A 24,907-nucleotide genomic window follows, 5' to 3' on the forward strand; every position below is an offset into this window, starting at 1 on the left:
ACCTGATAATACATCTTGTACAACCTGCCATTTGAACTCTTCTGAGTAATAATCTGGCTTCTTGAGAATCCTGTTTTTAGTTGACTTTTCCATAAGATTATAGTCAACCTATTTCAGGACGATACAATGAACTCGGAACTTGCTTCCTGCCCCGAGGCTTCGGGGTCCTATTAACCGATCACTGATCCAATAATAACCAATGACTAATCATTTACGGCAATTGCCTTATTGAATGGCGTAGGCAAGCAAACTAAGTTTGGTTAATTATTTCTAAACTAATCACATCATTATGAAACGACATTTATTCTTCTTCGCACTCCTGCTTTTTATTGGCACTTCCGAGGTATTGGCCCAAGAGGTTCAGGAGTATAAGACAAAAATTTTAGGTCCTGCCAATTTAAACTATAGAAAAAGCCCTAAGCGGGTTGTTATTGCAGACTTTCAAGTGAATTACCAGACGGCATTGACCCTTGAAGATGAAAAGAAAGGTGGTAAAATGTTCAGGGGTGGCTTGAAGGGAGATGCCAAAGCAGCTTTAACTTTAGTGCTAGAAGGTTTAGATCAGGAAGCATTGCAAAAGCTTACCGATCAACTCTATGAAGATTATGTGAAGGAGTTGCAAGCGCAAGGCTATGAGATAGCACCCATTGAAGAAGTATGGGATCATAAAGCCTACAAAACTAGCCGTGACAAAAGGTGGGAATTAAAAGCTGGTAACGGGCCAGAGCGTGGTGAAAGATTTGGTATGTTACTCACCAGACCATCCACCCAAAAGTTTGTGGTTTCTCAAAAGGAATTTGATAAAACCAAAGCAGGTATTGCTACACTGGCGGATTATGAAACCAGTACGGAAAGAAAGATGGGCTCACAGAAGAACGATTTTATCTTCAACAAAGTGGTGGTAGTTGTCAATTCATTTGAAGACGGCCAAGGAGAAGGTTCTAAAGCCCTAGGTAGATTAGCAGGGACAGCGCAAGTGAAAGCTGAAACCAATTTTAAGGTCAGTGAATTCAGTGTGATCAAGTACAACATTGGAGAAGTAATGCCTAGAGGAGGAATTGAGGTTTCTGATGTTTTAGAGAAACAAAAATTCGATGCTTTTCAAAGGGCGGATATAGATAAACGTGGTACCGATTATGGGAATATTATGACGGTATGGAGCGTAGAAAACAGAGAGGATTCTGACTACATTACTGTTAAATGCGACCCTAAAAAATTTATTAAAGGGGCTCAGTTGGGAGTGAATGCCTTCTTGAAAAGTGCAGTGCAAGAGTTGGTAGACAAATCAAATTAAAATACTTTTTATGGTGATGTGCAAAAGCTCGTTGGGTTCTCAATTTATTTGGAGCTCACGGGCATTTGCCATTTATCTTTCATTACACAATTTGCGCTTTATTTAAGAAGGTGTATTTTTAGAACGATCATTTAATGCATATCAATATGGGCTATAATTTTTATTGGATGTCTTTTTTAAAGTCATTTTTAAGTCCATTTCTGGTCTTGTTTTTTCTTTTGTTGTTTCCAAATTCAGCTTTTTCTCAAACCAGTATTCAAGAAGAAATTCAGACACTTAAATCTTCGCTTCAGGATAAAAAAGAGGGAGACAAGGTGATTGCCCTAAAAGACATTGCCATGAAGTTTAGGTCTATCAGTTTAGATAGTGCCAAGTTTTATACGGATGAAGCTTTTAAGCAAGCTGAAGCCATGAATAGTGAGTTCTATAAGGCGAGGATTTGGATGGTCTATGGCATTTTAAGCTTTGATGCTGGCTTATTAGAGGATGCACAAGATTATTATCAAAAAGCATTGCCCGTCTTAGAAGCAGCTGATGATGCCTATTTGTTGGGGTCGGTTTATACCAACTTATCCAATCTTTATGGTAGAATTACTGAATTTGATAAAGCAGTAGCATCTCAATTAAAAGCACTTGAATATTTTCAAGTGGCCAAAGATACGGTTTGGATCGCTGGATCATTTTTGAATCTTGGCATTCGCTACTCGCAAATCAATCAAGAGGATTCAGCTCTAGCTTATTATTTAAAGGCCATGGAGCTCTATGAAAAACTTGGCAACCCATACTACCAAGCGACTTGTGCCAATGCCATTGCCTCGGTTTATGAACTAAAAAAGGAATATGATAAGGCGATAACTTACGCTCACCAATCAATAAAAGGTTTTGAAGCCATAGGGGCGGAGCTAGATCAGGCCTTTCCTTTAAGTACTTTGGCCATAGCTTACCGTGCTAAAGGAGATCTGATTCAATCCGAGAAATATTTTCTTCGCTCTTTGGAAATACATGAAAAACGTAATGAACGAACAGTACTGCTTTTTTTAAAAAATGACATTGCCAATGTTCAATTAGCACTTAATAAGGTCAAACAAGCAAAAGCTTTGGCCATTCAAACTTACGCAGAAGCGGATGCACTTAGTTTTAAGCCAGCCCAAGAGGTATTGGCCAAAACCCTCTCTCTTATATATAAACAAGAAGGAAACTTCAAGGAGGCCTATAAATATATTGTGATCAGTAACGAACTTAATGCCAGTTTAGAGATTGATGAACGGGCCAAAGAAGTGCTTAATCTTCGAGAAAAATATGAAACCGAACAGAAAGAGAATGAGATTCTTCGCCAGCAAAACGAGCTAGTGGAAAGTGAATTGACCTTGCAAAAGAGAAATGATTTATTGCTTGCAGGCGGAGGTTTAGTGGTTTTGATTCTTGTGGTGGCTTTTGCTTTGTTGAGAGAGCAGAGAATGAAAGCCGAGCGGATTAAAAATGAAATGGCATTAGAGCAGGCACTTGTCGAAGTAAAAGCCCAAGAAAACCTGAAGGAGCAACGTATTCGCATTGCACGCGATTTGCACGATAATATTGGTTCTCAATTGACATACATCACTTCGATTACCGATACGGCAATGCGCAATATTGATAAAGGAGAGGTCTTTATGGCCGAGAAACTAACTCAAATGAAGCAGTTTACCTTAGTAACCATTGCTGAATTGCGCGATACCATTTGGGCAATGAATAAAGATGAAATCAGTTTAGAAGATATTCAGGAGCGCACCAATCAATTGGCCGCTACAATTCACGATGCCACTGATGATGAAATCAGTGTTCGAACCATAAGTGATTCTAGCGACAAGATGCTCAGCGCTTTTGTGGGGATGAACCTTTTCAGGATTATCCAAGAATCAATCAACAATGCCGTCAAGCATTCTGGAACTTCAGAAGTGCTGGTGACTTTTAAAGACACTGAAAATAAGGTGGGAATCGTGGTGGAAGATTTCGGGAAAGGTTTTGATACCAAATTGCAATCTGCCGGCAACGGACTTTATATCATGAAGAGTAGGGCCGAAAAAGCTGGGGTAACATTTGAGCTAAGTAGTGAAATAGGTAAGGGAACCAAAGTGGAGTTGACTGTGGAAGCCTAAACATGTGGAAATTAAGAGTCCATTAAGACAATAGGAGTTATGAAAATAAGATTGGCCATAGTAGACGATAATACCTTTTTAGCGAGGGCTATTAATGAGAAACTGTCTCCTTTTAAGGATTTAGACATTAAGTACACTGTACATAATGGGAGTGAATTTTTGGCCAAGCTTGAGAAGAATCATAACCTAGATTTGGTGTTGATGGATATTGAAATGCCAGTACTCAATGGCATTGAAACAGTAAATATTGTCAAACAGAAATATCCTCATATTAAGGTACTTATGCTCACCGTTTTCGATAATGATGAAAATATTTTTAACGCCATTCGTGGGGGAGCCGATGGTTATTTATTGAAGGAAATTGAAGGAGATAAACTCCACAAATCCATTATAGAAACCATGGAGGGTGGCGCAGCCATGAGTCCATCCATTGCCGTAAAAACACTGAAACTACTTCGTTATCCCGAAAAACAGGAATCACTCCGAATCGAAGAAGATATTGTCGACCTAAGCGGGCGTGAACAAGAAGTATTAGAGCAGTTGGCAGAAGGGCTTAGCTATACTGTAATTGCTAATAACCTATTCCTATCTCCCAGTACAGTAAGAAAGCACATCGAAAACATCTACAAAAAACTACAAGTGCACAACAAGCTAGAGGCTGTTCAAAAGGCCAGAAGACAAAGCTTGATTTGAGCCTTATATCAATTAATAATGGATAACTGCTAATCCATTCCCCATCTGCATAAGACGTTCGATTTTTTTGTAAAGAATTTAAGTCCCCGTTTTGGATAGGCTACCTTCTATAATTACGCAATATTGAGAAGTGAAATTCCATGACAACTGACACCTGTTAGTATGACGCATATCATACAAAATGCAATCTTATTTGACCTAATTTGTTTACAAGCTTTAAAAAAAAACATGCAGGCTTCAATTCCAGTAATAGATTCGGACAATACCAGTGGCGCTGGCTGGTAAGAAGCACAAGGATCAATATGAAAACAAAGACTAAGAGAAGATCAAGATAAAATCAAAAAGAAGAAACTATGAAAATTCAATTTAATACAGACAAGACCATTCAAGGAGACGAAAGACATGAGGGGTATTTTACTGATCAAATCGCAAAAGAGCTCGATAGATTTCAGTCTCATATTACTAGAATAGAAGTTCATATCTCTGATGAAAATGGCAAAAAAGAAGGAATAAAAGACATTCGATGTTTATTGGAAGCTCGCATCGAAGGCAGGCAACCAATTGCTGTCTCAGATCAGGCAAATACTATTGAACAGGCAGTATCGGGCGCTATTCATAAATTAAAGGCCTCTTTAGGTACAATACTCGGACGTTTACAAAATCACTAATCTTATGGACTATTTCAATTCAAGAACTTTTGCAGGAACAACGGTAACAGACATTCGACCTAAAGTGGAGGATGCCTTAAAATCAGAAGGGTTTGGCATACTCACAGAAATTAATATTCAAGCTACCATGAAGAAAAAATTGGATAAGGATTATTTGCCTCATCTTATTTTGGGCGCCTGCAATCCTGTGTTTGCAGATAAAGTACTTTCTGTAGACCAACATATCAGTTTGATGCTACCCTGTAATGTAACTATTCGTGAGGTAGAAAATGGAGAGGTAGAAGTCGCAATTGTTAATCCACTGGAAGCGATGAAGGCCATTAATAACCCTAAGGTTGAAGCCTACGCTAAGGAAGTAAGCGAAAAGTTAAATAGTGCTTTATTGAGTATTTAATTAAGTATTTAGACAAGATAGGCATGAATATTAAAGATCTACTCCCGCATACAAAAGCCGTCTCAACAGAAGTGCTTTTAAGGTCGGAACATGCAACTGCCACAGCTATTCAGATTTTGGAAGGCAAACAATTAAAAGAACACATAACCCAAGTGCCAGCGCTTTTGATCTGTGTTCTCGGGAAGGTGGTATTTGAAAACGAAAAGGGGTTGAAAGAAATATTAGTACCAGGCGACTATATTAGGATTGAGCCCATGATTAAGCATTGGGTAACTGCTATTACCAATAGCCAGCTGATACTTTTCAAATAATACGGCTAATTCGAATCGGGGTATAGATATAGTCAAATTTTAAATTAACAAATCATATGTCCGAGTCCATAGATGATTATTTAGATAACCATTTCATCAACAGAAGTAATTGGCTCAGAGCGGCAGTGCTTGGTGCAAATGATGGAATTTTATCCACAGCAAGTCTCGCCATAGGGGTTGCAGCCGCCAGTGATTTCAGAGAACCGGTGGTGTTGGCAACGTTAGCAGGCTTGGTGGCAGGAGCCTTATCAATGGCTGCCGGTGAATACGTTTCTGTGAGCTCCCAAACTGACATTGAAACAGCTGATGTTGAGCGAGAGAAAATAGAATTAGCAGAAATGCCCGAAATTGAGCTTCAACGTTTAGCCGAAATTTATGTGAGTCGAGGTTTGAAAAGTGAAACTGCCTTGGTTGTCGCCAAGGAACTTACAGCGCATGACGCCCTAGGCGCTCACGTTAGAGATGAATTGGGTATAAACGACATTAGCCAAGCTAAGCCTATTCAAGCAGCATTAGCCTCGGGTACGGCATTTACTGTGGGAGGTGTACTTCCTCTTATCGTCACGCTATTTTTGCCTTTAAAAAGTATGGAGTATTCTCTTTACGGATTTGCGCTTTTCTTCTTAATTATTTTGGGTGCCTTGGCGGCTAAAACGGGAGGTTCAAGCATTGTTAAAGCAATTGCAAGAATCACTTTTTGGGGAACTGTGGCCATGGGCTTAACCGCAGTGGTGGGCTATCTATTTGGCGTTAACCTAAGTTGAAAGTCAATTAAAAATCAATCTTGATCTACTATCAACAGGAAGGGAAATAAAAAACGCGAGGAAGCCTCGCGTTAGTGATCAAACCTTAATAGTGATGAAACTATCCGATAAGGAATGTTATAGGTAAGCTAAATAGTACATCTACAGCTTTTCCATTTTGAAGTCCTGGTGTCCAATCTGGCATCATATTCACAACACGGAGCGCTTCTTCCATAAACATCACATCTACATCTGAATAGGTGTGGTTGGATACTTTAACTTCGGTAACCTTGCCGCTTTCTGACACTACGAAATTCACAAAAACAGTTCCTTCCATTTCTTCCTTTTCTGCAACAGAAGGAAATTTCAGATTCTCTTTCATGAATTTTTTCATTGCTTTTTCTCCCCCAACGTATTGTGGGCTAACTTCCGCCATGTAATAGATTTGCTTTCCATTGGCGTTCTCATAGTACTTTGCTTCTAAAATTAATGCTGCAAGCTCTGCTTTTCGCAGTTCTGCCAAGTCAGCGCGTTCTTTCTCCACTAGTGCATGTCGTTCTGCGATGGTCATTGAAGTTTCAACGGTCTCAGTATTCTTGCTCTCTGTTCCGCAAGACTGTACAAATACAAAGGTCAAAGCCAAAGCACATATGCTTAGATATTTTTTCATGTTTCAATATTTTAGTTAAAGATTTAATTAACTCCTGGTTAAAGAGGAGGGTAAATAAGAAGGGAAGGGACTTCCATATACTATAGAGTGAAATCTACAGCTCCAGTATTTTAGGTAAAGTAAAAAGCCATCCGACAATGAGCAGGATGGCTTTTTGTATCAATTAATTATCGTTTTGTAACCGCATTCGAGTCAAGAATTACAGCAGTTTGTGCCAATAAACGTCCGTTTATGGTAGCGCCTGTTTGCATTGTAATGCCTGTCATCGATAAGATTACTCCTTCAAAATGTGAGGTGGTTCCTAAAGTTACTGAACCAGCTACTTGCCAGAAAATGTTCTTCGCTTGTGCTCCGCCAGTCAAAGTGATTCTCTTTGCAGAACTCATGATCATGTCACCAGCAATTTGGAAGATCCAAACATCATCGGCACTACCCGTTAGCGTTACATCAGAAGCCATATTAACGGTGTTGGTCCATTTGTAAAGGCCTGCTTCCAAAGTCATTCCACCAATACTTCCGGTGCCTAACTCTAAGAAATCAGGCGTTGGGCGACCAGCAGCATCATTATAGGCTGTAATCATATTTTCAACAGCCGTAGTAAGATTAGTATTGGTAGGAGGCACCATATCGGCTGCATATACTTTCCCCGTTACTTGAGGAGTAGTAGCATAACCAGTGGCATCCGTTAACCCGAAACCAGTAATAAACGAAGTGGCTGCTGGACTAAGTCCCAAATCGCCTTTTATGTCTGAAGTAGGAGAGTTATTGATGGCTGTTTTAGCTAAAATAACGTAGTTAGCGGAAGCACCAAGGTTTACTGTTTTCAAACCAGTTTTTACGCCAGTAGTAAAGCTCCATACCTTATTATTAGTGATTGAATTTCCAGCCAAATCTTTTACATCAGTATTTACGGTAGCCGTATACACCAAGCCTGCACTTAGGGTGTTGATGGGGATAAATCGGGCGGTGCTATCAGTGTATTCAACCGATCCTAGCACTGGTGTTGTTCCCTGTTTTAGTGTAAATGAAGTAGAAGTGAATGAAGATAAACTCATTTCTTCATTAAAAGAGATAGAGATCACCTTGTTTAGGGCCACGTTAGTCGCATTGTCTTGCGGAGCCGTTGATGTTATATTGGGTGAAGTCTCATCCCCTGGTGTTGGTTCATCGTCATTGCTACAGCCCAGAAACAACATAAATGGAAGCATAGCTAAGATTTGTATTCTTTTTAAAAATTTCATTTCAGTATTCTTTAGTGATATTGTTAATTATGAGCAAAGGTGAGGCGCTTTAAAACCCCAAACGCTACATACAAAAAGTTAAGACTTACATATATCACATTGATCTGAACAAAATGGAGAATGCTGTTTCTGAGGTTTAATGGGCTTTTTTGGAATAATTGACGGTAAGACGAAAGTCTGGATAAAATGAAACCCCAGTCTGTTTTAACCCAATAACTTGTACTGACGCGCTTTATGCCTATGTCATTTGAATTTCTGTCTCGTCTAAGAAGCTTAGGAGAGCAAGATATTGTTCAAGCTTTTTAAAATGATCAGTTGTGGCAAAGGATGTTATCCCTAGTTGAAAATCATCGTTCAGGTAAATATCTAGCGTGTTTTATGTTTTACCTATTATCAATAGTAGACCTATAAATAATAAAACGACCCATCCCGGATGTTTTCCTTTAGTAGCAACAAGAACCAAAATTGAAGAAGTTAACATGGTGTATCTGGCAGAAGTGATTAAAAAGTCTGTGAGTTCAGTGACTTGTCTGTTTTTTTCAATGGCTATTTTCACTAGTAATGCTCCGATACACCAGCCGAAAAGAGAAGTTAAATGCCAAGTGGCCCAGATGATTCGTAAATGTCTTTCTTTTAATCCAGTACCCGTTTTGGATGGGATTAACTGGCCTTTGTTCCGTTTTTCTTTGAAAATCAGGTATTCGCCAAGTATTGAGTGACCAAGCCCCAATACAAAACATAGAATTCCAGCAACTAAAAAATATGTATTCATAAATCAATTTAACCGTCTCTATTTTGGGCTTGTGATGTTTTTTCTGTTGAGAAATTATACTTCTTTTTTCTCTGTATGTAATACAACTCTAAGTAACTATTACCTCCACTAGAGATATAGTCCTCAGTTAAATATCCTGAGAAGAAATTGGGGTTTGATCCAAAGGCATCGAAAATGAAGCCTCCTGAAACCTCTCAACCGAATAACAGGCGTTCCTGATTGGTTCTAAACCCTTTATCTAAGGTGGGAATTAACTCTTGCTCTAAAAATTGATTGAATTTTTCAGATTCGTTAAAGTACCAGTTTCTTTGAGTGCTTGTATTTTCTATCTCTACTATGATTAAGTCTGGCGTAATTTTATAACGAGAGAAATGTGTTTGCAAAGCAGCCCCCTGAGAGAAGAACCATTTACCATCTAATATATACAACACCAGGTATGTTGCTTTTGAGTTCGTGTAATTTTCAAGCAAACTGATAGCTAGTTTTACAGTGTCATTTAATATTACCGATTCAATGTTTGTATGAACATAATCAAAGCTTGAATGATTTTTTGTTTGGCTAACGAGTTCAGTACTGATGAATATTGAAGTTATTAGAAGCAGCTTTTTCATGTTTGTTCTATTTTCTAGATTCAGTTTACAGCCCCACCAGTAAGGTAGAATGCTGTCAGACTAATGGTGTTTATTATCATATGAGCAAGTATTACGGGCAAAAGTCTCTTTTTTGATATCAAATACATTGTTCCAAAAATGAGTGCTATAAAAGCTGTCGTAATTATACCGGCTAATCCTTGATAGCTATGCAGTATTCCAAAGAAAGTAGAATGTATAACTAGAGAGACAAACCAGCCTAGCTTATTTTTACCGAAAAAGTCGGATAAACGATTGAGTAAAAAGCCTCGCATAAGTAGCTCCTCTCCAAGCGCAGCTCCAATCCAAACTACGGTAACAAGGTATAAAATGAAGTAGACTGGTTTGCCAAGAAAGAATTGAAATCTATCGGCCACATCTGCAGGTTTTTCTAGTCCGTAATGTGAGAGGATAGGATCAAGAACAAATCCCATGACCAGAAAAACGACTATTACGGCCAATAAAGCCAATCCAATATTGATAGCCCAATCACGTATACCTTTTGGAAGAATCAGACCGTAATTCCGCCATTTTTCTTTGGGCCGTTTCATAATAATAGAGGCAACAATTATCCCACTCCAAATGCCAATTGAGCCAGCTCCATTAATTCCAAAATAGTCGGAAACTGACTTGACTGTAATCATGATCATTAACACGAGAATGATTTCTAGTAAGGTTTTGATGTTGAATAAACTTTTGGGTGCTGGGGTCATTGATTTTTGATTTACTGCGTTAGTACCGGAAGGATTAAATGATTTGTGACGAATTATTTTCTGTTTGCTGTTAGGCGTTCTTTTCCATTGAAATAAACAAAGCTATTCTTCGCCATATTGAAAGTCAGGTGTTTGCTCGGGAACTGCCCTTTTAAATGAAACTGAGTTTGAGATAGGGGAACGATTTCAAATATATAGGCTCCTTCACTTCGTAAGATCAGTTTACCTTGCTCCAAGATAATCTCATCAACTTGCCCGTTTTCATACTGATAAAGGCCTTCGTAATGCTTCAGTTTGTTTTTTGAAATAGGAACGTCAGAGATTAAATCAACTGAAATTGTTTTGTTAATGGTTCTTATTATTGACTGACTTAGAGCATTTTTGCCATCGTTGAAAATCGTGCTCAGATGAATGATTTGCTGATCATTAGCAATTTCTTCAGGTGTCTTATTGGCCTCATGGAGCTCAGTAATTCTATTGATCCAGTTTTGAGAGTTTTCTTTATAAACCGTTAGGTCGTTTTTGTTGGAACTAAGATGGCCATGAGCTGAAATTATGGTTGTTTTTGGGTTTCCAAGGGATAGCGCTTTATCTAAAATCTCAATATGACCTTCGCTGCCACCACCATAGTAAAAATGCGGAAACGAGTTGGTCATAAAGGTATCCCCCATAAATACGGCATTACTGTTTTTAAAGTAGATCAAAGCATCGTCAAAGGTATGAGCAGTAATGTGAAGCAGTTCGATAGTTTCATTTCCCATGTCCAAGGTAAAAGTGTCGTTGAAAGTGAGGGCGTGTTTTGCTTGTGAGTATTTGGCATTCTCATGCGATATTATGGTAGCGCCTAATTCAGCAAAAAAGGCGTTTGCTCCACTGTGATCAGGATGACTATGTGTATTAAGAATGTATTTGATTGGCTTTTCTGAGAGCTGCCGTATTGCCTGTAGTAAGTTTTGATGGTTATTAATACCAGACATTGGGTCAACCAAAAGCAACTCATTTTCGCCTATGAAAACTCCGGTGTTTGTGTTGTAATTGGGCGACTTTAAAACATAAAGGTGATCTGTTATCTTTTCTTGAATAAAGTCTCCCTGAAGCGTCTGTTGATTGGCTTTTGGCTTGTTACAGGCTGTATCCAGTAGTATTATAAAAAATAAAAGGTACTTCATGTTTTCTTTCTTTTATAGTTAATAGGAAGAAGTGGATAGGTCTAGAGTTTAATTTATTTCCCAATCATAATCTCGTATTCACTTGGTATTTCAATTCCAGTAAAGCCGTTCGTTAGGCCGTAGAGTATGGTTATTGATAATAATATTCCGAAACTCAAAATGATGATGGATTGACTAGATGATTTCATTCCAAAAGGAGAATGCTTAAATTTTTGGGCGTGAATTGCAGCGATGTGACCAAAAAAGGAAATGATGGCCAATCCGTAATAGGGAAGGAAGAAAAGGTTAAACGGAAAGGTATTCAAGCCTGCAACTCCAAAATAGATATTCGTGTCGAGTTCTAACACCAATCTTCCTACAAACACAGCAGCAAGGTGAAATACGAAGAAAACAGCCAAGTATAAGCCACTCCATAATTGCAGCTTCTCCCAAAGGCCATTCACAATTCTCCTCTTTTTTAAAAACAGTTTTAAGCCAGAAATGACTTGTACAAGTACGGACAGTAATAAAATGGTTTCCGCAAAAGCATTTCTATATACCAAACGGAAACTGTCCATAAGCTCTATGTGCTTTTCAACTCCAAAGAGACTATAAATATGATTGATGAGGTGGAAAACAATAAAAACTGTAATTGTTAGTCCTGATATGAAATGTATTCGCCTTGTCATTTTTCAAATGTCAGACTAAATACCCGTGCGGCATTTGATTTAAATCAAATTCGACTATGCGATTTACGGATTCGGCTTAAAGTTTCAAGTGTAATTCCGATATAGGAGGCAATATGCGTTAACGGTATTCTTTGGGTAATGTCTGTGCGAAGCGATAAGATGTTTTGATACCTCTGTTCTGCAGACTGAAACTGGATTGCAACGATTCTTTCTTGTTGCTGTAGCATTGTTTTAATGGCGACATTTTTAGTGAGTCTTTCAAAATCGTGATGTTCGTTGCTTAACCCTTCAGCGTTTTCTCTTGATATTTCTAGTAGAACGGAGTCTTCCAACACTTCTATATAATGAGGGCTTGGAACACCTAGAAAGAAGCTTTGAATGGAGCTTATAAAATCACCTTCGAATGCAAACCAGTCGGAAATGTCTTTTCCGTCATTTAGATAATAAGCTCTTGCACAGCCTTTTACAATATAAAACGACTTATCGGAGTATTGTTTTTCTTTTACTAAGATGGTGTTTTTTTTAGGTGTTATCAGCCTTGATTTATTCAATAAATCACCTTTGCATGCTTGAGTCAAAGGGGAATAGGAATTACATATGTTGTTAATAATTTCTACTTTATTCATAGCGTATAGACTATTTTAAATAAAAAGCCAATCAAACCCCTCTGTGGGTGATAGATTGATTTCTAAAACTAGTATTTGTTTTCAATTCATTTAGACTTCAGACGATGCCAAATACAATTTATAGTCATTATAATTGCGAAAATTTGGTAAAACATAAGGGTCGCAATAAGGCAAGTGAAATGAAATACCCTAATCAATGGATTGAATGATTTTTTGATTGTAAATTCGGCTACGGCATGATTTGCTAACTTAGAAGCCAAATCACGATTAAAATTTTTTGAGATGAAAAGAAGATCCTTACTTCAGAAACTCGCAGTTGGCGCAATTTCACTACCCTTCATTGGTCGCTCCTTAGACGAATACTTGCCCAAAGAAAGTATCGCTGAGTGGAAAGGAGAGTTCAACCAGAGTAAAATTCAGGATGAAGCCTTTTGGAAAGCCTTTAAGAAAACCCATTATGATGTCACCGACAAGTGGATCAATCTTGAGAACGGTTATTTTGGGGTGCAGCCAAAAATGGTCGTTGACGCCTATGTGGAGTCCATTAAAAAAGTAAATAGGGAAAGTTCTGGCTATGCCCGTAAAAGCTTTAATCAGGATATGACGGCTGTGATGAACACGCTGGCCAAGTTTTCTGGAGCAGAACGAGAAGAATTGCTAATTACCAGAAATGCTACGGAGGCTTTGAACATTCTCATTCAAGGTATTGATTTTCAACCGGGTGATGAAGTGATTTTCAACGAACAGGACTACCCAAGCATGATTGAGGCCTTTGAAATGCTTGAAAAAACAAAGGGTATTACAATCAAGCGTATAGAGCTGCCGATGATTCCGGAAAGTGATGCGCAAATCGTGAACCTCTACAAGGCGGCCATGACGAACAAAACACGCTGTATTCTAGTCACGCACCTGATTCATTTAACAGGTCAGGTGATGCCCGTAAAAGCCATTGCGGATATGGCCCGACCGAAAGGAGTGGAGGTCATTGTAGATGCTGCGCACAGTTTCGCGCATCTCGACTTTAAAATTCCAGATTTGGGTTGTGATTTTGTGGGTGTCAACCTGCACAAATGGTTTAGTGCGCCCGTAGGAATGGGGCTCATGTATGTGAAGAAAAACAGAATTAAAGACCTAAGTCCGATGTTTGGGGATGTAGGCCAGCGCGAAGACAATATTAACAAATTAGGCCACTTCGGAACGCTGTCATTCCCCACTTTGCTTACAGTTCCCAAGGCAGCGGAATTTAATAATATGGTGACCATCCCCGTGAAAGAAGCCCGACTTCGGTACTTACAAAACTACTGGACCAAGGAGATAGGAGGGATTGCGAATGCGGAATTACTAACTCCTATGGAAGCCAAAAGAAGCTGCGCCATTGCCACCTTTAAGCTTCACAACCTAGATGCCGATGATGTAATCAAAAAGCTCTATGACGACTTTGGCGTATTTACTGTTAAGCGAAACTTACCAGAGAATGAAGAAGCTATCCGTGTAACCCCAAACCTATATAGCTCAACTTCTGATGTAGACCGACTACTGGAAGGTATTCAGCAGTTAAGTAAGGTGTAACAGGGTTTAACTGCAAAGTGAACAAAGTGTATACCATACCTCAATCGCTCGGTTGTACCGAGTGATGGTTAGCGTTTTGATCTTCCATTTTACACAGTCACTCGGCAAAGCCAAGCGACTGTGGAGCACACCAGTAGTCCACTTGAAGTCACCCTGCTCCGAAGCTTCGGAGTGTTTCAGGATCGGTTTGCTATTACGGTCTAAAAGCAAAATTGGGTAGCTTGTTGGTGAATAACACCAACAAGGGCAGAACAATTGTAGGGCTTCTGCAATCGCACCCAATTCTTTTCAAAAAAAAGAGTTGCCATTTCGGAAATGCATTTTACCTTTGGGGCAATGTTACATAGCAGCGCACATCATTACTACTATTATTACCCGAACGATCGGAACGGCAGCGCTATGTGAATTGTATAGAAACAATTAATCAAACATATAAGACCCGATTCCGCAAGAATCGGGTTTTTTGTTTTTAACCCATTCCAGCGGAGTCTTTAAAAAGGAAAGAATGAAACAGATTTACGAGAATTACACAGCAGAAGATCAGAAAGTGTGGGGCATCCTCTTCGACCGACAGTTTCCGAGTTTACCCAAAGCAGCAACCGTTGAATTTACCAAGGGTTTAAAGCAGGTAAACTTCACGAATGAAGGCATTCCAAACTTTGAGAAAACCAATGAGATACTTCGTGGGTTAACAGGTTGGGAAATTTATGCAGTGCCCGGAATTGTGGAAGATGGTCTTTTCTTTGAGCTGATGGCCAATAAGAAATTCCCTGCTACTACTTGGGTAAGAAAAATGAGTCAGTTGGACTATTTGGAAGAGCCTGATATGTTTCACGATGTATTTGCGCACATTCCGCTGTTGGCCAATCAGGCTTTTGTAGACTTCCTTCAGGCCATCAGTCAGTTTGGTCACGAATGGATTGAGGACGAATGGGCAATTCATTTACTGTCAAGGATTTACTGGTATACCATTGAGTTTGGTTTGATCAGAGAGGAAGGTCAAGTGAAAATATACGGAGCAGGGATATTGTCATCTGCGGGCGAAACAAAATACTCGTTAAGCGATGAGCCCAACCACTATGAGTATGACGTAGATAAGATTTTGGACACACCTTACAGAAAAGATAAAATGCAGGAAAATTACTTTATTATTGAGTCTTACGAGCAATTGTATAAGTCATTGCCTGAGATTAAATCTAAAATTGAAGCGAAATTAAAACAAGGAAAAGAAGCGGTGGTTTAAGCCGCTTTTTTCATTCAAAAATATGAGTGTAGTTATTGTAGATTATAATGCGGGCAATGTGCAGTCGGTCACTTACGCTTTGGAGCGTTTGGGTGTTTCTCCAGTGCTGAGTGCCGATCCTGAGGTGATTCGTTCGGCAGACCGTGTCATTTTTCCAGGCGTGGGAGAAGCCAGTACTGCCATGCGATTTCTGAAGGAAAGAAAGCTGGACGAAGTAATTAAAGACTTAAAGCAACCCGTTTTTGGCGTTTGCTTAGGTTTGCAGCTGATGTGCGCTCATTCTGAGGAAAACAATACTGATTGCCTTGGGATTTTTGATGTGCAGGTAAAGAAGTTTGAGCCCACTTTAAAAGTGCCTCAGATGGGTTGGAATAACCTTGAGCACACCACTGGGCCATTATTTGAAGGAATAGAAGCCGATAGTTATGTGTATTACGTGCATAGCTATTATGCAGAAACAAGTCCGTATACCATCGCCACTACCGATTACGTGAATACGTTCAGTGCGGCTTTGAACAAGGATAACTTCTATGCTTTACAGGCGCACCCTGAAAAAAGTGGAAAAATAGGAGAGCGGATCCTTCAGAATTTTCTTGATATCTGAAAAGAGTATATCAGGGAAACAGTAAATCAGTAAAAAGGCAACCCTATCTCTGGATTTGAGTTTCCCCAAATACCAAATACCAAATACCAAATACCAAATACCAAATACCAAATACCAAATACCAAATACCAAATACCAAATACCAAATACTAGAAACTAAACAATGCACATCATACCAGCCATAGATATTATAGATGGAAAATGCGTTCGGCTAACGCAGGGCGATTACGCTCAAAAAACCGAATACGCTTCCGATCCACTTATTGTCGCTCAAAAATTTGAAGTAGCAGGCATCAAAAGACTTCATGTAGTGGATTTAGATGGCGCCAAAGCCAGCAAGATTGTAAATGAGCCTACGCTCAAGAGAATCGCGTCAAATACGAATCTGCATGTCGATTTTGGTGGTGGCGTAAAGTCTGATGAAGCGATTGATATGGCTTTTGCAGCTGGAGCAGCACAAATAACGGCTGGAAGTATTGCGGTAAAAGACAAGGCTTTGGTGTTGAGCTGGCTAAAGAAATATGGTGCCGATAAAATCATTCTCGGTGCCGATGTTCATCATAGCGAAGTGCGCATTAACGGTTGGCAAGAAGGTTCGGGAATGAATATTTTCGATTTTCTTGAAGATTATGTGGCCGCAGGAATAGAATACGTGATTTGTACCGATGTAAGCAAGGATGGTCTGCTACAAGGGCCTTCATTCGATTTGTATGATAACATTCTGAAGCGTTATCCGAAGCTAAAGCTGATTGCAAGTGGAGGAGTGGCTGAATTAGACGACCTCAAAAGGCTGAAGCAAGCCGGCATGTTCGGCACCATTGTAGGGAAGGCGTATTACGAAGGGCGAATTAGTCTGGAGGAACTGGCCTCATTTTGAATAAACAAAGAACTTAAAAACCAAAAGGTGTTAACAAAACGAATCATACCCTGTCTAGATATCAAAAACGGACGCACGGTGAAAGGAGTCAACTTTGTTGATTTACGCGATGCAGGCGACCCAGTGGAGCTTGCGGCTATATATGCAGCAGAAGGAGCCGATGAATTGGTGTTTTTGGACATTACCGCAACGGTAGAGAAACGAAAGACGCTGATAGAATTAGTGAAGCGTGTGGCAGCCGAAATCAATATTCCATTTACGGTAGGTGGCGGAATTTCTTCCATTGCCGATGTGTCGGCTTTGCTAAACGCAGGAGCGGATAAAATTTCGATTAACTCATCAGCTGTGATACGTCCCGAATTGGTCAGTGAACTAGCTGGCGAATTTGGAAGTCAGTGTGTGGTGGTGGCGATCGACTCTCGGTTTGTGGAAGGGGAACACATCGTTCATGTGAATGGTGGACGTACTGCTACCGAAAGAAGAACTTTACTTTGGGCGAAGGAAGTAGAGGAGCGAGGCGCGGGTGAAATACTGCTTACCTCAATGGACCATGACGGAACCAAAGCGGGGTTTGCGAATGAACTTACGGCCAAAGTTTCGGGCTCAGTGTCTATCCCTGTTATCGCTTCGGGCGGGGCGGGCAACCAAGAACACTTCCTCGATAGCTTCACCATCGGTCTTGCCGATGCTGCTTTGGCCGCTAGTATTTTCCACTTCAAAGAGGTGTCAATTCCAGATTTAAAAAATTATTTAAAGGGCTATAATATCCCAGTAAGAATAGAAAAATGAGAGTACTAAAAAATACAAACGAAGTAGACTTTTCAAAAGGGGATGGCTTGGTTCCTGTTATCATTCAAGACCAAGTTTCGAACAAAGTTTTGATGCTTGGTTATATGAATGCTGAAGCCTTAGAGAAAACCTTATCCGAAGGAAAGGTGACCTTCTTTAGTCGTTCTAAAAACAGACTATGGACAAAAGGAGAGACTTCTAATAATTACATTAATGCCAAAGAGGTTTTGATCGATTGCGATAGTGATACCTTATTAATTAAAGCAAAACCAGAAGGCCCAACTTGTCATACAGGAGATGATACATGTTTCCAAGAAAGTAACGAAATTGGCGTTGAGTTTTTAGACCAATTAACGCAAGTGATTAAAGAGCGCAGAACAAAATCACCTGAAGAATCGTATGTGTCTCATCTGTTTTCTAAGGGCATGAATAAGATCGCGCAGAAGGTAGGAGAGGAAGCCGTTGAGTTGGTGATTGAAGCAAAAGACAATGATGAGTCACTGTTTTTAAATGAAGGAGCGGACCTATTATTTCACTACATGGTGCTCTTAGAAGCTAAAGGCTACACTTTAAAAGATGTGACCTCAATACTTAAAGAAAGACATAAGTAGATAGTATTTAAAATATTGATTAATAAGAGTTAATGTTAAATTTTTAGACGAGTCGAAAAATGAAAAAGAATGTTTTTTTTACCTTGGTGCTATTCTCTTTGATGGCCAATGGAGTGTGGGCTCAAGAATCCAATGAAGGATCGGTGGGAGCGTTAATTACGGATCGGCCTACGCAGACTTACTCTTCATTTGTAGTACCAAAAGGTGTTTTTCAAATTGAATCTGGGATTGGGTATACAAGGATTGACTTTCCTGGGAATGCAGCTCTAAGTAACAAATTCATAATGGAGACTTTCACTTTGAATTTCCTTCAGACTAGATATGGGTTGAGTGACAAGGTGGAATTGAGATTGGCCCAGAATGTTTATGTAAACCGTGGGAAAGTCGGTGGTGATGTAGTCAGTAATGGGGATGTTCAATTTGCTCCAACTTGGATAGGTGCAAAGTTTCATATTTTAAAAGAAGATGGATTTGTTCCTCAAACTTCATTTTTAGCAGAGTATGTTACTGATGTTTTTGACGAAAATGGAGGGCAAGATTTGATGAATCTTCGACTGAATTTCTCCAATACCTTGAACGAAAAATTGACCTTGGGTTACGGTCTTGGTGGCTTCGTTCCTGTTAAAAACGGGACTTTTAATTTGGAATATTCTGTCGTGGGATCATATGCTTTTGAACCTGAATGGGCAGCCTTTCTTGAGCTTTATGGTACGTTCCGAAGTGGGTTCAGTAGCCATAATGTAGACATGGGTTTAAGCTATTTAGTGAATAACAATCTTCAATTGGATGTGTATACTGGATTCGATTTGACGAATAATCCCGGTGACACAGATTTTATTTTCGGACTAGGTTTTTCTACTCGGATTCTCAAAAAATAATGTTTCCTTGCGGCATGTCTAAACAAGCTGCCAAACGAATCATGATGATGAGGCCGAAACACTTCGGCTTTGATCCTTCTACTGCTCGTTCAAATTCTTTCCAAAATAAAGATGGGGCAAATGAAATTGCAGCCATTGAGAGTAAAGCTAAACTTGAATTCGAAGAGGCTGTGAGTAAACTTCGCTCAGAGGGAATTGATGTTATTGCCTTAGATGATTCGGACAGCCCAGTGAAACCCAATGCTGTTTTCCCTAACAACTGGGTTTCTTTTCATGACGATGGGAGAGTACTCCTCTATCCAATGATGACGGAGAGCAGAAGGTCGGAGAGGAGGGAAGAGGTATTGACTCAGCTCGCTGAAGAAGGGATTAAGGTTGAAGAGGTTATCGATCTTTCAGGATTTGAGGAGGAGGATAAATTTTTAGAGAGTACCGGCAGTATCATCCTCGATTATGACCACAAACTTCTGTATGCATGTATTTCCACAAGAACTCATCCAGTGGTATTAGATAAGTTTTGCGAATTAATGGGTTATGAAGCCATTGTTTTTGAGGCTTTTAATAAAACCGATGAGGCCATCTACCATACCAATGTGTTGATGTGCTTGGCTGCTAAGTATGCTGTAATTTGCCTGGATGCGATTCCTCTTATTCAACGCGAGGATGTAACAAGTGCTTTAGAGCGCACATATCACGAAGTGATTGAGATCACCATGGATCAAATGTATGCTTTTGCTGGTAATATGTTAGAAGTACTCAATACAGAAGGAGAGTCTGTACTGGTAATGTCCCAAACCGCATATGAATCACTCTCTGCCCTTCAAAAATCAAAGCTCTCCAGCTATTCGAAGTTGATTTCTATTTCAATTCCAACCATTGAAAAGTATGGTGGTGGGAGTATTCGATGCATGATGTGTAAGGTGGAATAATTCTGTTTTTTATTGTCTAAAAAACGAAAGAGGTTATTTTTGTATTTATGTTATCGGTTGATTATGTGATGTGAACGGTAGTTTTTCAATTTTATATTTGGTGTATCTCTGATTGACAATAGGTTCATTTTGTTGTTTAGATTATCTTTAGAATTAATTATAACTCTCTGATTATGAGTGTATATACATTGATTGTAATTCGTTTTACCTTACCTTTGTTGACTTAAAATAGGGGAAAGTGTATGCTGTTGATGGTTGGGTATGATGATGAGTTGAATCACGTGTTTGGAAAGATAGAGGGGGCTTTGACAAAGGAAATTGCATCTAGCTATCTATCTAAAGTGGCAGAAATTGCCCGAGAGAATAAGTGTCGTAAAGTAATTACAGATCTTCGGGAAGCAGAGTTGTTTGCTAACCAGAGGGAAATTGAAATCTTGAGTAAGGAACTAAAGGGAATTGGTATTGAATTTGGCCTTAAACGGGCAGTTATAATCTCTAAAAACATAAATGATTATAAAGTCTGGGAAAATTTTAACTTCCGCAATGGCTTTAAAGAGATACGTTTATTCTCTGACGAGGAAGTTGCTTTGGAATGGATGAAATTATAAAGGGCTAGATATTATTGAATAAAATAAAGGCCGTGTGAATCAGTTCACACGGCCTTTTTCATTAGTTCCCTTTTTTGGCAGGTGTTGGATATGGAGGAGGAGTGACTTTCTTCGATCCCTGTGTATTCAAGAGTTTTAACACTTCTTGCACCGCCCTTTCTAATTGCGGGTCGTTGCCTTGAGATAATGCTTTGGCATCCTGCCTTACAGCAATATCTGGTGCTACCCCTTTATTTTCGGCTACCCATTCATTTTTAATGGGGTCGAAAACAGCGTTGTCTGGCGCAGTAAGTGAACCACCATCTACTAAAGCATAATGCGTTGAAGATTTAACCAGTCCACCCCAAGTGGTCGCCCCAATCAATTGCCCTGCTTTTTGCTGGCGGAATACCCAAGGGAAGAAGTCCCCTCCAGAACCAGCCATTTCGTTGATCAATAACACTTTTGGTCCCAAAATACCTGCTGGTAGCTGAAATGGTCTACCATTTGGTACTTCATTGGTAAGTCCTGCTCGTAGTTCTCGCGTCATCAGATCCACCATATAATCATCGAGCAAACCACCGCCATTAAAACGTTCGTCAATTACAGCTCCTTCTTTGTGCTGCTGAGCGAAGTAATAACGATTAAAGGATACGTAACCAGGGCCGCTGGTGTTGGGGATCCACACATAAGCTAAACGGCCTTTTGAAAGCTCATCTACTTTACGTCTATTGTCTTCTACCCAAGCCCTCTGCCTTAATGCATTCTCACTACTGATGGGTTCAGCAATTTCTGTCCATGAATCTTCAAAGCTTGGTTTGTCATTGAAGTGCAATAGGGTTTGCTGGCCTAATGTACCGTCCAGAAATTCAAAAGGGTTTTCTGAAGTGGTCAGTTCTTTTCCATTAATTCCGACCAAATAATAGCCTTCTTTTACTTTCATGCCGGGCCTGTCTAATGGACTGGTAAGTCCAGGGTTCCAGCTTTCTGTGGTAAAGATTCTAGTGATCTTCCAGTAGTTTTTATCCGCTACGAGGTTAGCGCCAAGCAGCCCTACTTTAGAGCGATCAACAGAAGGAAAATCTCCACCGCCAACAAAACTGTGGCCTACTGACATTTCTCCATTGACTTGGTCTAAGATGTAATTCAAGTCGGTTCTGTGACGGATGTACGGAACAAGTGGAGCATATCTTTCATATACTTTTTGCCAATCACGACCGTGCATGTTTGGATCATAGAAATAGTCTCTTTCATAGCGCCAGGCTTCTTCAAACATCTGCTTCCATTCCTGTCCACGGTCGAGTTTCATTTGAAGATCTACTTTGACCGATTTTCCACCTTTTCCACTTGAACCAGACGGGCTGGTTACCTGCCAACTGCCATTCACCTGAACTAACATTTTTTTGCCGTCTGCCGAAATGGAGTATTGACCGACTCCTGTAAGGAATTCTTCAGATTCTCTTTTTTCTAGGGAGAATTTGTTGAGGGTTAAACTCCAACTTCCAGCTTTTCTTTCACTAATGAAAACGCTTCCTTTTGGACCAGCCATTGTTGATAAATAACCAGAAACAGGAAGAGGGAGGGCAATGGTACGTCTCTCAATGTTTTGAACATCAATTCTTAATGCCTCATCTTTCTTCTCATCAGTAACTTCCTTGTCCTTATCTTTCTCTTCTTCCTCTTTCTTTTTCACTTCTTCTTCATCGCTGCGCGGAACAAATGGAGATATGGCATCTTCTTGAAGTAGCATTACATAGGCCGCATATTGAGGGTCAGCAGACATTGAGCTGGTATTTGCCCAGCCGGAAGCTAGGGCCAAATCAGTACTGGCCAAGAAATACATATGTTTTCCATCTAAATCCCAAGCAGGAGAGAAGGAATCCGCCATTTCGTTGGTAACGGTTTTAATGCTTTTGTCAACTGATGACCATACCATGATTCTTCGAAGGTTATTAAAACCTGATTTGGCATAGGCCAGATACTTTGAATCAGGAGACCAAGTAATGCCCGTTGAACCTCGCTCTAAATTACTTCCGCCAACATCAGCAGTGATTATCGTTTTGCTTTCTAAGTCTAGCACTCTAATCCTTACATCATCGTCCACAAAAGCGATTTTTTTACCGTCAGGCGACCAAGTAGGTTCCCAAGCCATTTTTGATTCTCCAATGCTTATGCTTTCTGCTTCAGAAAGACCGTCTTGGTTGGCGAGCATTAATGCGTACCCTTTTCCGTTAGCGTCTGAAAACCAAGCAATTTGATCTCCATTAGGCGACCATATTGGTGCACGATCAGCTGTATTCGAACTTTGTGTAATATTTCGGGCATCACCAAATTCGGTAGGGACCGTAAAAATCTCACCTCTTGCTTCCATGATTACTCTTTTTCCCGAAGCAGAAAGTGAAACTGAACGAGCCCTTCTGCTAACATCTTCCCATTGGGTTTCGAACCAAGGAAAATCGCCAACCACATTAATGTTTAGTTGTGTTGTTTTTCCGCTGGTAGGGTTCAGCTTATGCAAATACCCCTCTCTCTCAATAATCAATTCATTGTCACCTTTGCTTAACCATTTAACATCGGTGTCTTTGAACTTGGTAATCTGTTTGAATTGACCAGAACGCGTTTCGTAAGCCCATACATTCATAATCCAGTCTCTGTCTGAAAGGAAGTAGATGGTTTCGCCCATCCATACAGGCAAAATGTCTATAGTCTTTTCGTTAGAAAGTAGCGTTTCGTTTTGGCTATTCAAATCAAGAATAATAAGGGGAGTGTTCTGTCCGCCCCGGTAATTTCTAAATTCACTTTCCCAACGGCTCATTCGATCTAGAATGATTTGTTTTCCATTCGGAGAGTAGTCTCCATTATTTCCCCACTGGGCACTTACTTGGGTAGAAGGGCCTCCGTCTTTAGGGATAGTCCATAAATGATTGATTGGAGTAGGAGCACTTTCTCTGGAACTCGCGTAAAGCACCTTTTTACCATCAGGTGTCCAGCCTCTCGCGATGGCTCCTGAAGGATGGAATGTAAGTCGTTTGGGCATACCACCGGTTACAGGGATGGTAAACACCGAGTTGCCTCCAGAGCGATTCGAGGTGAAGGCAATTAAGCTACCATCGGGTGAAAAGTGTGGGTCGCTTTCAACAGCGGGAGTACTGGTTAGGCGTACTAGGTTTTGACCATTGCTATCGGTAAGCCATAGGTCTCCTCCATAAATAAAAGCGATGTGCTGTTTACTCATGGTGGGTTGGCGTAGTAGTCTTGTTCCTTGTGCTTTTAGATTAAGGCCAGTGCAGCAGAGCAGCAAAAGCGCTAAAAAGTAATTTTTGAATTGTTTGATGTGTTGCATGATTGAGTTGACGGTTTTAGATTTTGATAAAAAATGGACATCGTGTTCCAATGGGTATTGAATGTTTAGATGACATTCCGTACCAAAAGGTAACAAATCTTTAGCGTTTTGAAGAATTTAGGGTAGGATGGAGTCTGATAAATCGTTCAAATGAACATACTTATAAGCCTCATGGAGTTGAGCTTACGTGAAAAAGGGATAAAAGGGAAGTGCTTAATTAGCGGGTTGACTTATAGTCGATTCTGAGCTCTCTGTCGTTCAATTGATCAGATGCACCTTTGAATACTTGCATTCCGCCTCTATAGTAACCCGTGTTTCTCTTGACTTCAATCAGGACACAATACTCAAGGTCACCCAAATCGAACTGATAAAATCCAGTCTTGTTTGGAATCACTGTTAACTTTGGATTGATGTCCATTTTCTCAAGCTTCTTCAGGTCATAAAACGTAGTTCCATTGCTTTGATAAGCAACTCCTTCTATGGCTTCTTTATGCGTGATGTCATAAAGCAGTATGTTATTTTGAACAGGGACTCCAACACTATCTTGACCGACAAACTCCTTCAAATGGCCATAAAAACCACTTATGATGGTAGCGTCATTGATCCTTTTAGACATTTTCACCTTAAAACTGAAGTCTATTGGTTTTTGGGGAACGCTTTCTTTTTTACAGCTTACTGCTACTGCGAAAATTAAAAGGGCTGAAAGGATAATCTTAATGCGCATTGAATACTGATTTTTGAGATCACGAAG

The 24,907-nt window shown here is 39.9% G+C and carries 26 protein-coding genes; 16 read left to right on the forward strand and 10 right to left on the reverse strand.

Annotated features, from left to right (window positions below):
• Window positions 1–289: 289 nt before the first annotated feature.
• The 7 genes from VOI17_RS16800 to VOI17_RS16830 all read left to right on the forward strand — a co-directional run bounded on the left by VOI17_RS16800 (window position 290) and on the right by VOI17_RS16830 (window position 6,259).
• Window positions 290–1,294: a hypothetical protein gene (locus tag VOI17_RS16800; RefSeq protein WP_323758388.1), complete on the forward strand. Its 1,005-nt coding sequence runs from the start codon at window positions 290–292 to the stop codon at window positions 1,292–1,294.
• Window positions 1,295–1,440: 146 nt separating this feature from the next.
• Window positions 1,441–3,429, forward strand: a complete 1,989-nt coding sequence (locus VOI17_RS16805) for a sensor histidine kinase (RefSeq protein ID WP_323758389.1) — start codon at window positions 1,441–1,443, stop codon at window positions 3,427–3,429.
• 39 nt (window positions 3,430–3,468) lie between these two features.
• Window positions 3,469–4,122: a response regulator transcription factor gene (locus VOI17_RS16810; RefSeq protein ID WP_323758390.1), complete on the forward strand. Its 654-nt coding sequence runs from the start codon at window positions 3,469–3,471 to the stop codon at window positions 4,120–4,122.
• Between the two features lie 353 nt (window positions 4,123–4,475).
• On the forward strand, window positions 4,476–4,790 hold the full coding sequence (locus tag VOI17_RS16815) for an HPF/RaiA family ribosome-associated protein (RefSeq protein ID WP_323758391.1): 315 nt from the start codon (window positions 4,476–4,478) through the stop codon (window positions 4,788–4,790).
• A 4-nt stretch (window positions 4,791–4,794) separates the two neighbouring features.
• On the forward strand, window positions 4,795–5,184 hold the full coding sequence (locus VOI17_RS16820; RefSeq protein WP_323758392.1) for a DUF302 domain-containing protein: 390 nt from the start codon (window positions 4,795–4,797) through the stop codon (window positions 5,182–5,184).
• 23 nt (window positions 5,185–5,207) lie between these two features.
• Entirely contained in the window at window positions 5,208–5,495 is a 288-nt protein-coding gene (locus VOI17_RS16825; protein ID WP_323758393.1) for a hypothetical protein, read from the forward strand.
• A 56-nt stretch (window positions 5,496–5,551) separates the two neighbouring features.
• Window positions 5,552–6,259 (forward strand): VIT family protein, encoded by a 708-nt coding sequence (locus VOI17_RS16830; protein ID WP_323758394.1) that lies wholly within the window; start codon window positions 5,552–5,554, stop codon window positions 6,257–6,259.
• A 100-nt stretch (window positions 6,260–6,359) separates the two neighbouring features.
• On the opposite strand, the gene VOI17_RS16835 is transcribed toward VOI17_RS16830, so the two are convergent.
• The 8 genes from VOI17_RS16835 to VOI17_RS16870 all read right to left on the reverse strand — a co-directional run bounded on the left by VOI17_RS16835 (window position 6,360) and on the right by VOI17_RS16870 (window position 12,726).
• Entirely contained in the window at window positions 6,360–6,908 is a 549-nt protein-coding gene (locus VOI17_RS16835; protein ID WP_323758395.1) for an energy transducer TonB, read from the reverse strand.
• A 167-nt stretch (window positions 6,909–7,075) separates the two neighbouring features.
• Window positions 7,076–8,149, reverse strand: a complete 1,074-nt coding sequence (locus tag VOI17_RS16840; RefSeq protein WP_323758396.1) for an ice-binding family protein — start codon at window positions 8,147–8,149, stop codon at window positions 7,076–7,078.
• Between the two features lie 376 nt (window positions 8,150–8,525).
• Entirely contained in the window at window positions 8,526–8,921 is a 396-nt protein-coding gene (locus VOI17_RS16845; protein ID WP_323758397.1) for a hypothetical protein, read from the reverse strand.
• A gap of 194 nt (window positions 8,922–9,115) precedes the next feature.
• Window positions 9,116–9,532, reverse strand: coding sequence for an alpha/beta hydrolase-fold protein (locus VOI17_RS16850; protein WP_323758398.1), 417 nt, complete (start codon window positions 9,530–9,532; stop codon window positions 9,116–9,118).
• A gap of 20 nt (window positions 9,533–9,552) precedes the next feature.
• Window positions 9,553–10,263 carry a type II CAAX endopeptidase family protein gene (locus tag VOI17_RS16855; RefSeq protein WP_323758399.1) on the reverse strand — a complete coding sequence of 237 codons (711 nt, stop codon included), beginning with the start codon at window positions 10,261–10,263 and terminating at the stop codon, window positions 9,553–9,555.
• A 53-nt stretch (window positions 10,264–10,316) separates the two neighbouring features.
• A complete protein-coding gene (locus VOI17_RS16860; protein WP_323758400.1) occupies window positions 10,317–11,432 on the reverse strand; it encodes an MBL fold metallo-hydrolase in 1,116 nt (371 codons plus the stop codon).
• 53 nt (window positions 11,433–11,485) lie between these two features.
• Entirely contained in the window at window positions 11,486–12,100 is a 615-nt protein-coding gene (locus VOI17_RS16865) for a hypothetical protein (protein ID WP_323758401.1), read from the reverse strand.
• A 44-nt stretch (window positions 12,101–12,144) separates the two neighbouring features.
• Window positions 12,145–12,726, reverse strand: a complete 582-nt coding sequence (locus VOI17_RS16870; protein ID WP_323758402.1) for a Crp/Fnr family transcriptional regulator — start codon at window positions 12,724–12,726, stop codon at window positions 12,145–12,147.
• Window positions 12,727–13,008: 282 nt separating this feature from the next.
• Here VOI17_RS16870 and VOI17_RS16875 point away from each other — a divergent pair, with 282 nt between their 5' ends.
• The 9 genes from VOI17_RS16875 (at window position 13,009) to VOI17_RS16915 (ending at window position 20,834) form a co-directional block, all read left to right on the forward strand.
• Window positions 13,009–14,295 (forward strand): aminotransferase class V-fold PLP-dependent enzyme, encoded by a 1,287-nt coding sequence (locus VOI17_RS16875; protein ID WP_323758403.1) that lies wholly within the window; start codon window positions 13,009–13,011, stop codon window positions 14,293–14,295.
• Between the two features lie 505 nt (window positions 14,296–14,800).
• On the forward strand, window positions 14,801–15,538 hold the full coding sequence (locus VOI17_RS16880) for a phenylalanine 4-monooxygenase (protein WP_323758404.1): 738 nt from the start codon (window positions 14,801–14,803) through the stop codon (window positions 15,536–15,538).
• Window positions 15,539–15,560: 22 nt separating this feature from the next.
• Window positions 15,561–16,142 carry an imidazole glycerol phosphate synthase subunit HisH gene (gene hisH / locus VOI17_RS16885; RefSeq protein ID WP_323758405.1) on the forward strand — a complete coding sequence of 194 codons (582 nt, stop codon included), beginning with the start codon at window positions 15,561–15,563 and terminating at the stop codon, window positions 16,140–16,142.
• Between the two features lie 163 nt (window positions 16,143–16,305).
• The gene (gene hisA / locus VOI17_RS16890) at window positions 16,306–17,019 is read left to right on the forward strand and encodes a 1-(5-phosphoribosyl)-5-[(5-phosphoribosylamino)methylideneamino]imidazole-4-carboxamide isomerase (protein ID WP_323758406.1); all 714 of its coding nucleotides are present in this window, start codon (window positions 16,306–16,308) and stop codon (window positions 17,017–17,019) included.
• A gap of 27 nt (window positions 17,020–17,046) precedes the next feature.
• Complete coding sequence (hisF, locus tag VOI17_RS16895) at window positions 17,047–17,808, forward strand: imidazole glycerol phosphate synthase subunit HisF (RefSeq protein ID WP_323758407.1); 762 nt, start codon at window positions 17,047–17,049, stop codon at window positions 17,806–17,808.
• On the forward strand, window positions 17,805–18,419 hold the full coding sequence (gene hisIE, locus VOI17_RS16900; RefSeq protein WP_323758408.1) for a bifunctional phosphoribosyl-AMP cyclohydrolase/phosphoribosyl-ATP diphosphatase HisIE: 615 nt from the start codon (window positions 17,805–17,807) through the stop codon (window positions 18,417–18,419). Before hisF ends, hisIE begins: the two co-directional genes overlap by 4 nt.
• A gap of 59 nt (window positions 18,420–18,478) precedes the next feature.
• On the forward strand, window positions 18,479–19,297 hold the full coding sequence (locus tag VOI17_RS16905; RefSeq protein ID WP_323758409.1) for a transporter: 819 nt from the start codon (window positions 18,479–18,481) through the stop codon (window positions 19,295–19,297).
• A 14-nt stretch (window positions 19,298–19,311) separates the two neighbouring features.
• Window positions 19,312–20,226 (forward strand): citrulline utilization hydrolase CtlX, encoded by a 915-nt coding sequence (gene ctlX / locus VOI17_RS16910; RefSeq protein WP_323758410.1) that lies wholly within the window; start codon window positions 19,312–19,314, stop codon window positions 20,224–20,226.
• 242 nt (window positions 20,227–20,468) lie between these two features.
• Entirely contained in the window at window positions 20,469–20,834 is a 366-nt protein-coding gene (locus VOI17_RS16915; RefSeq protein ID WP_323758411.1) for a hypothetical protein, read from the forward strand.
• Window positions 20,835–20,895: 61 nt separating this feature from the next.
• Here the strand turns inward: VOI17_RS16915 and VOI17_RS16920 are convergent, their stop codons facing one another.
• Both VOI17_RS16920 and VOI17_RS16925 read right to left on the reverse strand, forming a co-directional pair.
• Complete coding sequence (locus VOI17_RS16920; RefSeq protein WP_323758412.1) at window positions 20,896–24,156, reverse strand: S41 family peptidase; 3,261 nt, start codon at window positions 24,154–24,156, stop codon at window positions 20,896–20,898.
• 217 nt (window positions 24,157–24,373) lie between these two features.
• Window positions 24,374–24,880 (reverse strand): hypothetical protein, encoded by a 507-nt coding sequence (locus VOI17_RS16925; RefSeq protein ID WP_323758413.1) that lies wholly within the window; start codon window positions 24,878–24,880, stop codon window positions 24,374–24,376.
• Window positions 24,881–24,907: the final 27 nt, after the last annotated feature.

Source organism: Roseivirga sp., from assembly GCF_034669765.1.
In the GTDB taxonomy this organism is placed as follows: Bacteria; Bacteroidota; Bacteroidia; order Cytophagales; family Cyclobacteriaceae; genus Roseivirga.

Bases quoted from the DNA above. Each gene is read 5' to 3' on its own strand.
- VOI17_RS16920 (WP_323758412.1), bottom strand. From the start codon at position 24,156: ATGCAACACATCAAACAATTCAAAAATTACTTTTTAGCGCTTTTGCTG.
- VOI17_RS16825 (WP_323758393.1), top strand. From the start codon at position 5,208: ATGAATATTAAAGATCTACTCCCGCATACAAAAGCCGTCTCAACAGAA.
- VOI17_RS16925 (WP_323758413.1), bottom strand. From the start codon at position 24,880: ATGCGCATTAAGATTATCCTTTCAGCCCTTTTAATTTTCGCAGTAGCA.
- VOI17_RS16815 (WP_323758391.1), top strand. From the start codon at position 4,476: ATGAAAATTCAATTTAATACAGACAAGACCATTCAAGGAGACGAAAGA.
- hisA (WP_323758406.1), top strand. From the start codon at position 16,306: ATGCACATCATACCAGCCATAGATATTATAGATGGAAAATGCGTTCGG.
- VOI17_RS16880 (WP_323758404.1), top strand. From the start codon at position 14,801: ATGAAACAGATTTACGAGAATTACACAGCAGAAGATCAGAAAGTGTGG.
- VOI17_RS16810 (WP_323758390.1), top strand. From the start codon at position 3,469: ATGAAAATAAGATTGGCCATAGTAGACGATAATACCTTTTTAGCGAGG.
- hisH (WP_323758405.1), top strand. From the start codon at position 15,561: ATGAGTGTAGTTATTGTAGATTATAATGCGGGCAATGTGCAGTCGGTC.
- VOI17_RS16870 (WP_323758402.1), bottom strand. From the start codon at position 12,726: ATGAATAAAGTAGAAATTATTAACAACATATGTAATTCCTATTCCCCT.
- hisIE (WP_323758408.1), top strand. From the start codon at position 17,805: ATGAGAGTACTAAAAAATACAAACGAAGTAGACTTTTCAAAAGGGGAT.
- VOI17_RS16915 (WP_323758411.1), top strand. From the start codon at position 20,469: ATGCTGTTGATGGTTGGGTATGATGATGAGTTGAATCACGTGTTTGGA.
- VOI17_RS16820 (WP_323758392.1), top strand. From the start codon at position 4,795: ATGGACTATTTCAATTCAAGAACTTTTGCAGGAACAACGGTAACAGAC.
- VOI17_RS16845 (WP_323758397.1), bottom strand. From the start codon at position 8,921: ATGAATACATATTTTTTAGTTGCTGGAATTCTATGTTTTGTATTGGGG.
- VOI17_RS16840 (WP_323758396.1), bottom strand. From the start codon at position 8,149: ATGAAATTTTTAAAAAGAATACAAATCTTAGCTATGCTTCCATTTATG.
- VOI17_RS16850 (WP_323758398.1), bottom strand. From the start codon at position 9,532: ATGAAAAAGCTGCTTCTAATAACTTCAATATTCATCAGTACTGAACTC.
- VOI17_RS16805 (WP_323758389.1), top strand. From the start codon at position 1,441: ATGGGCTATAATTTTTATTGGATGTCTTTTTTAAAGTCATTTTTAAGT.
- VOI17_RS16830 (WP_323758394.1), top strand. From the start codon at position 5,552: ATGTCCGAGTCCATAGATGATTATTTAGATAACCATTTCATCAACAGA.
- VOI17_RS16860 (WP_323758400.1), bottom strand. From the start codon at position 11,432: ATGAAGTACCTTTTATTTTTTATAATACTACTGGATACAGCCTGTAAC.
- VOI17_RS16835 (WP_323758395.1), bottom strand. From the start codon at position 6,908: ATGAAAAAATATCTAAGCATATGTGCTTTGGCTTTGACCTTTGTATTT.
- VOI17_RS16800 (WP_323758388.1), top strand. From the start codon at position 290: ATGAAACGACATTTATTCTTCTTCGCACTCCTGCTTTTTATTGGCACT.
- VOI17_RS16875 (WP_323758403.1), top strand. From the start codon at position 13,009: ATGAAAAGAAGATCCTTACTTCAGAAACTCGCAGTTGGCGCAATTTCA.
- VOI17_RS16905 (WP_323758409.1), top strand. From the start codon at position 18,479: ATGAAAAAGAATGTTTTTTTTACCTTGGTGCTATTCTCTTTGATGGCC.
- VOI17_RS16865 (WP_323758401.1), bottom strand. From the start codon at position 12,100: ATGACAAGGCGAATACATTTCATATCAGGACTAACAATTACAGTTTTT.
- ctlX (WP_323758410.1), top strand. From the start codon at position 19,312: ATGTCTAAACAAGCTGCCAAACGAATCATGATGATGAGGCCGAAACAC.
- VOI17_RS16855 (WP_323758399.1), bottom strand. From the start codon at position 10,263: ATGACCCCAGCACCCAAAAGTTTATTCAACATCAAAACCTTACTAGAA.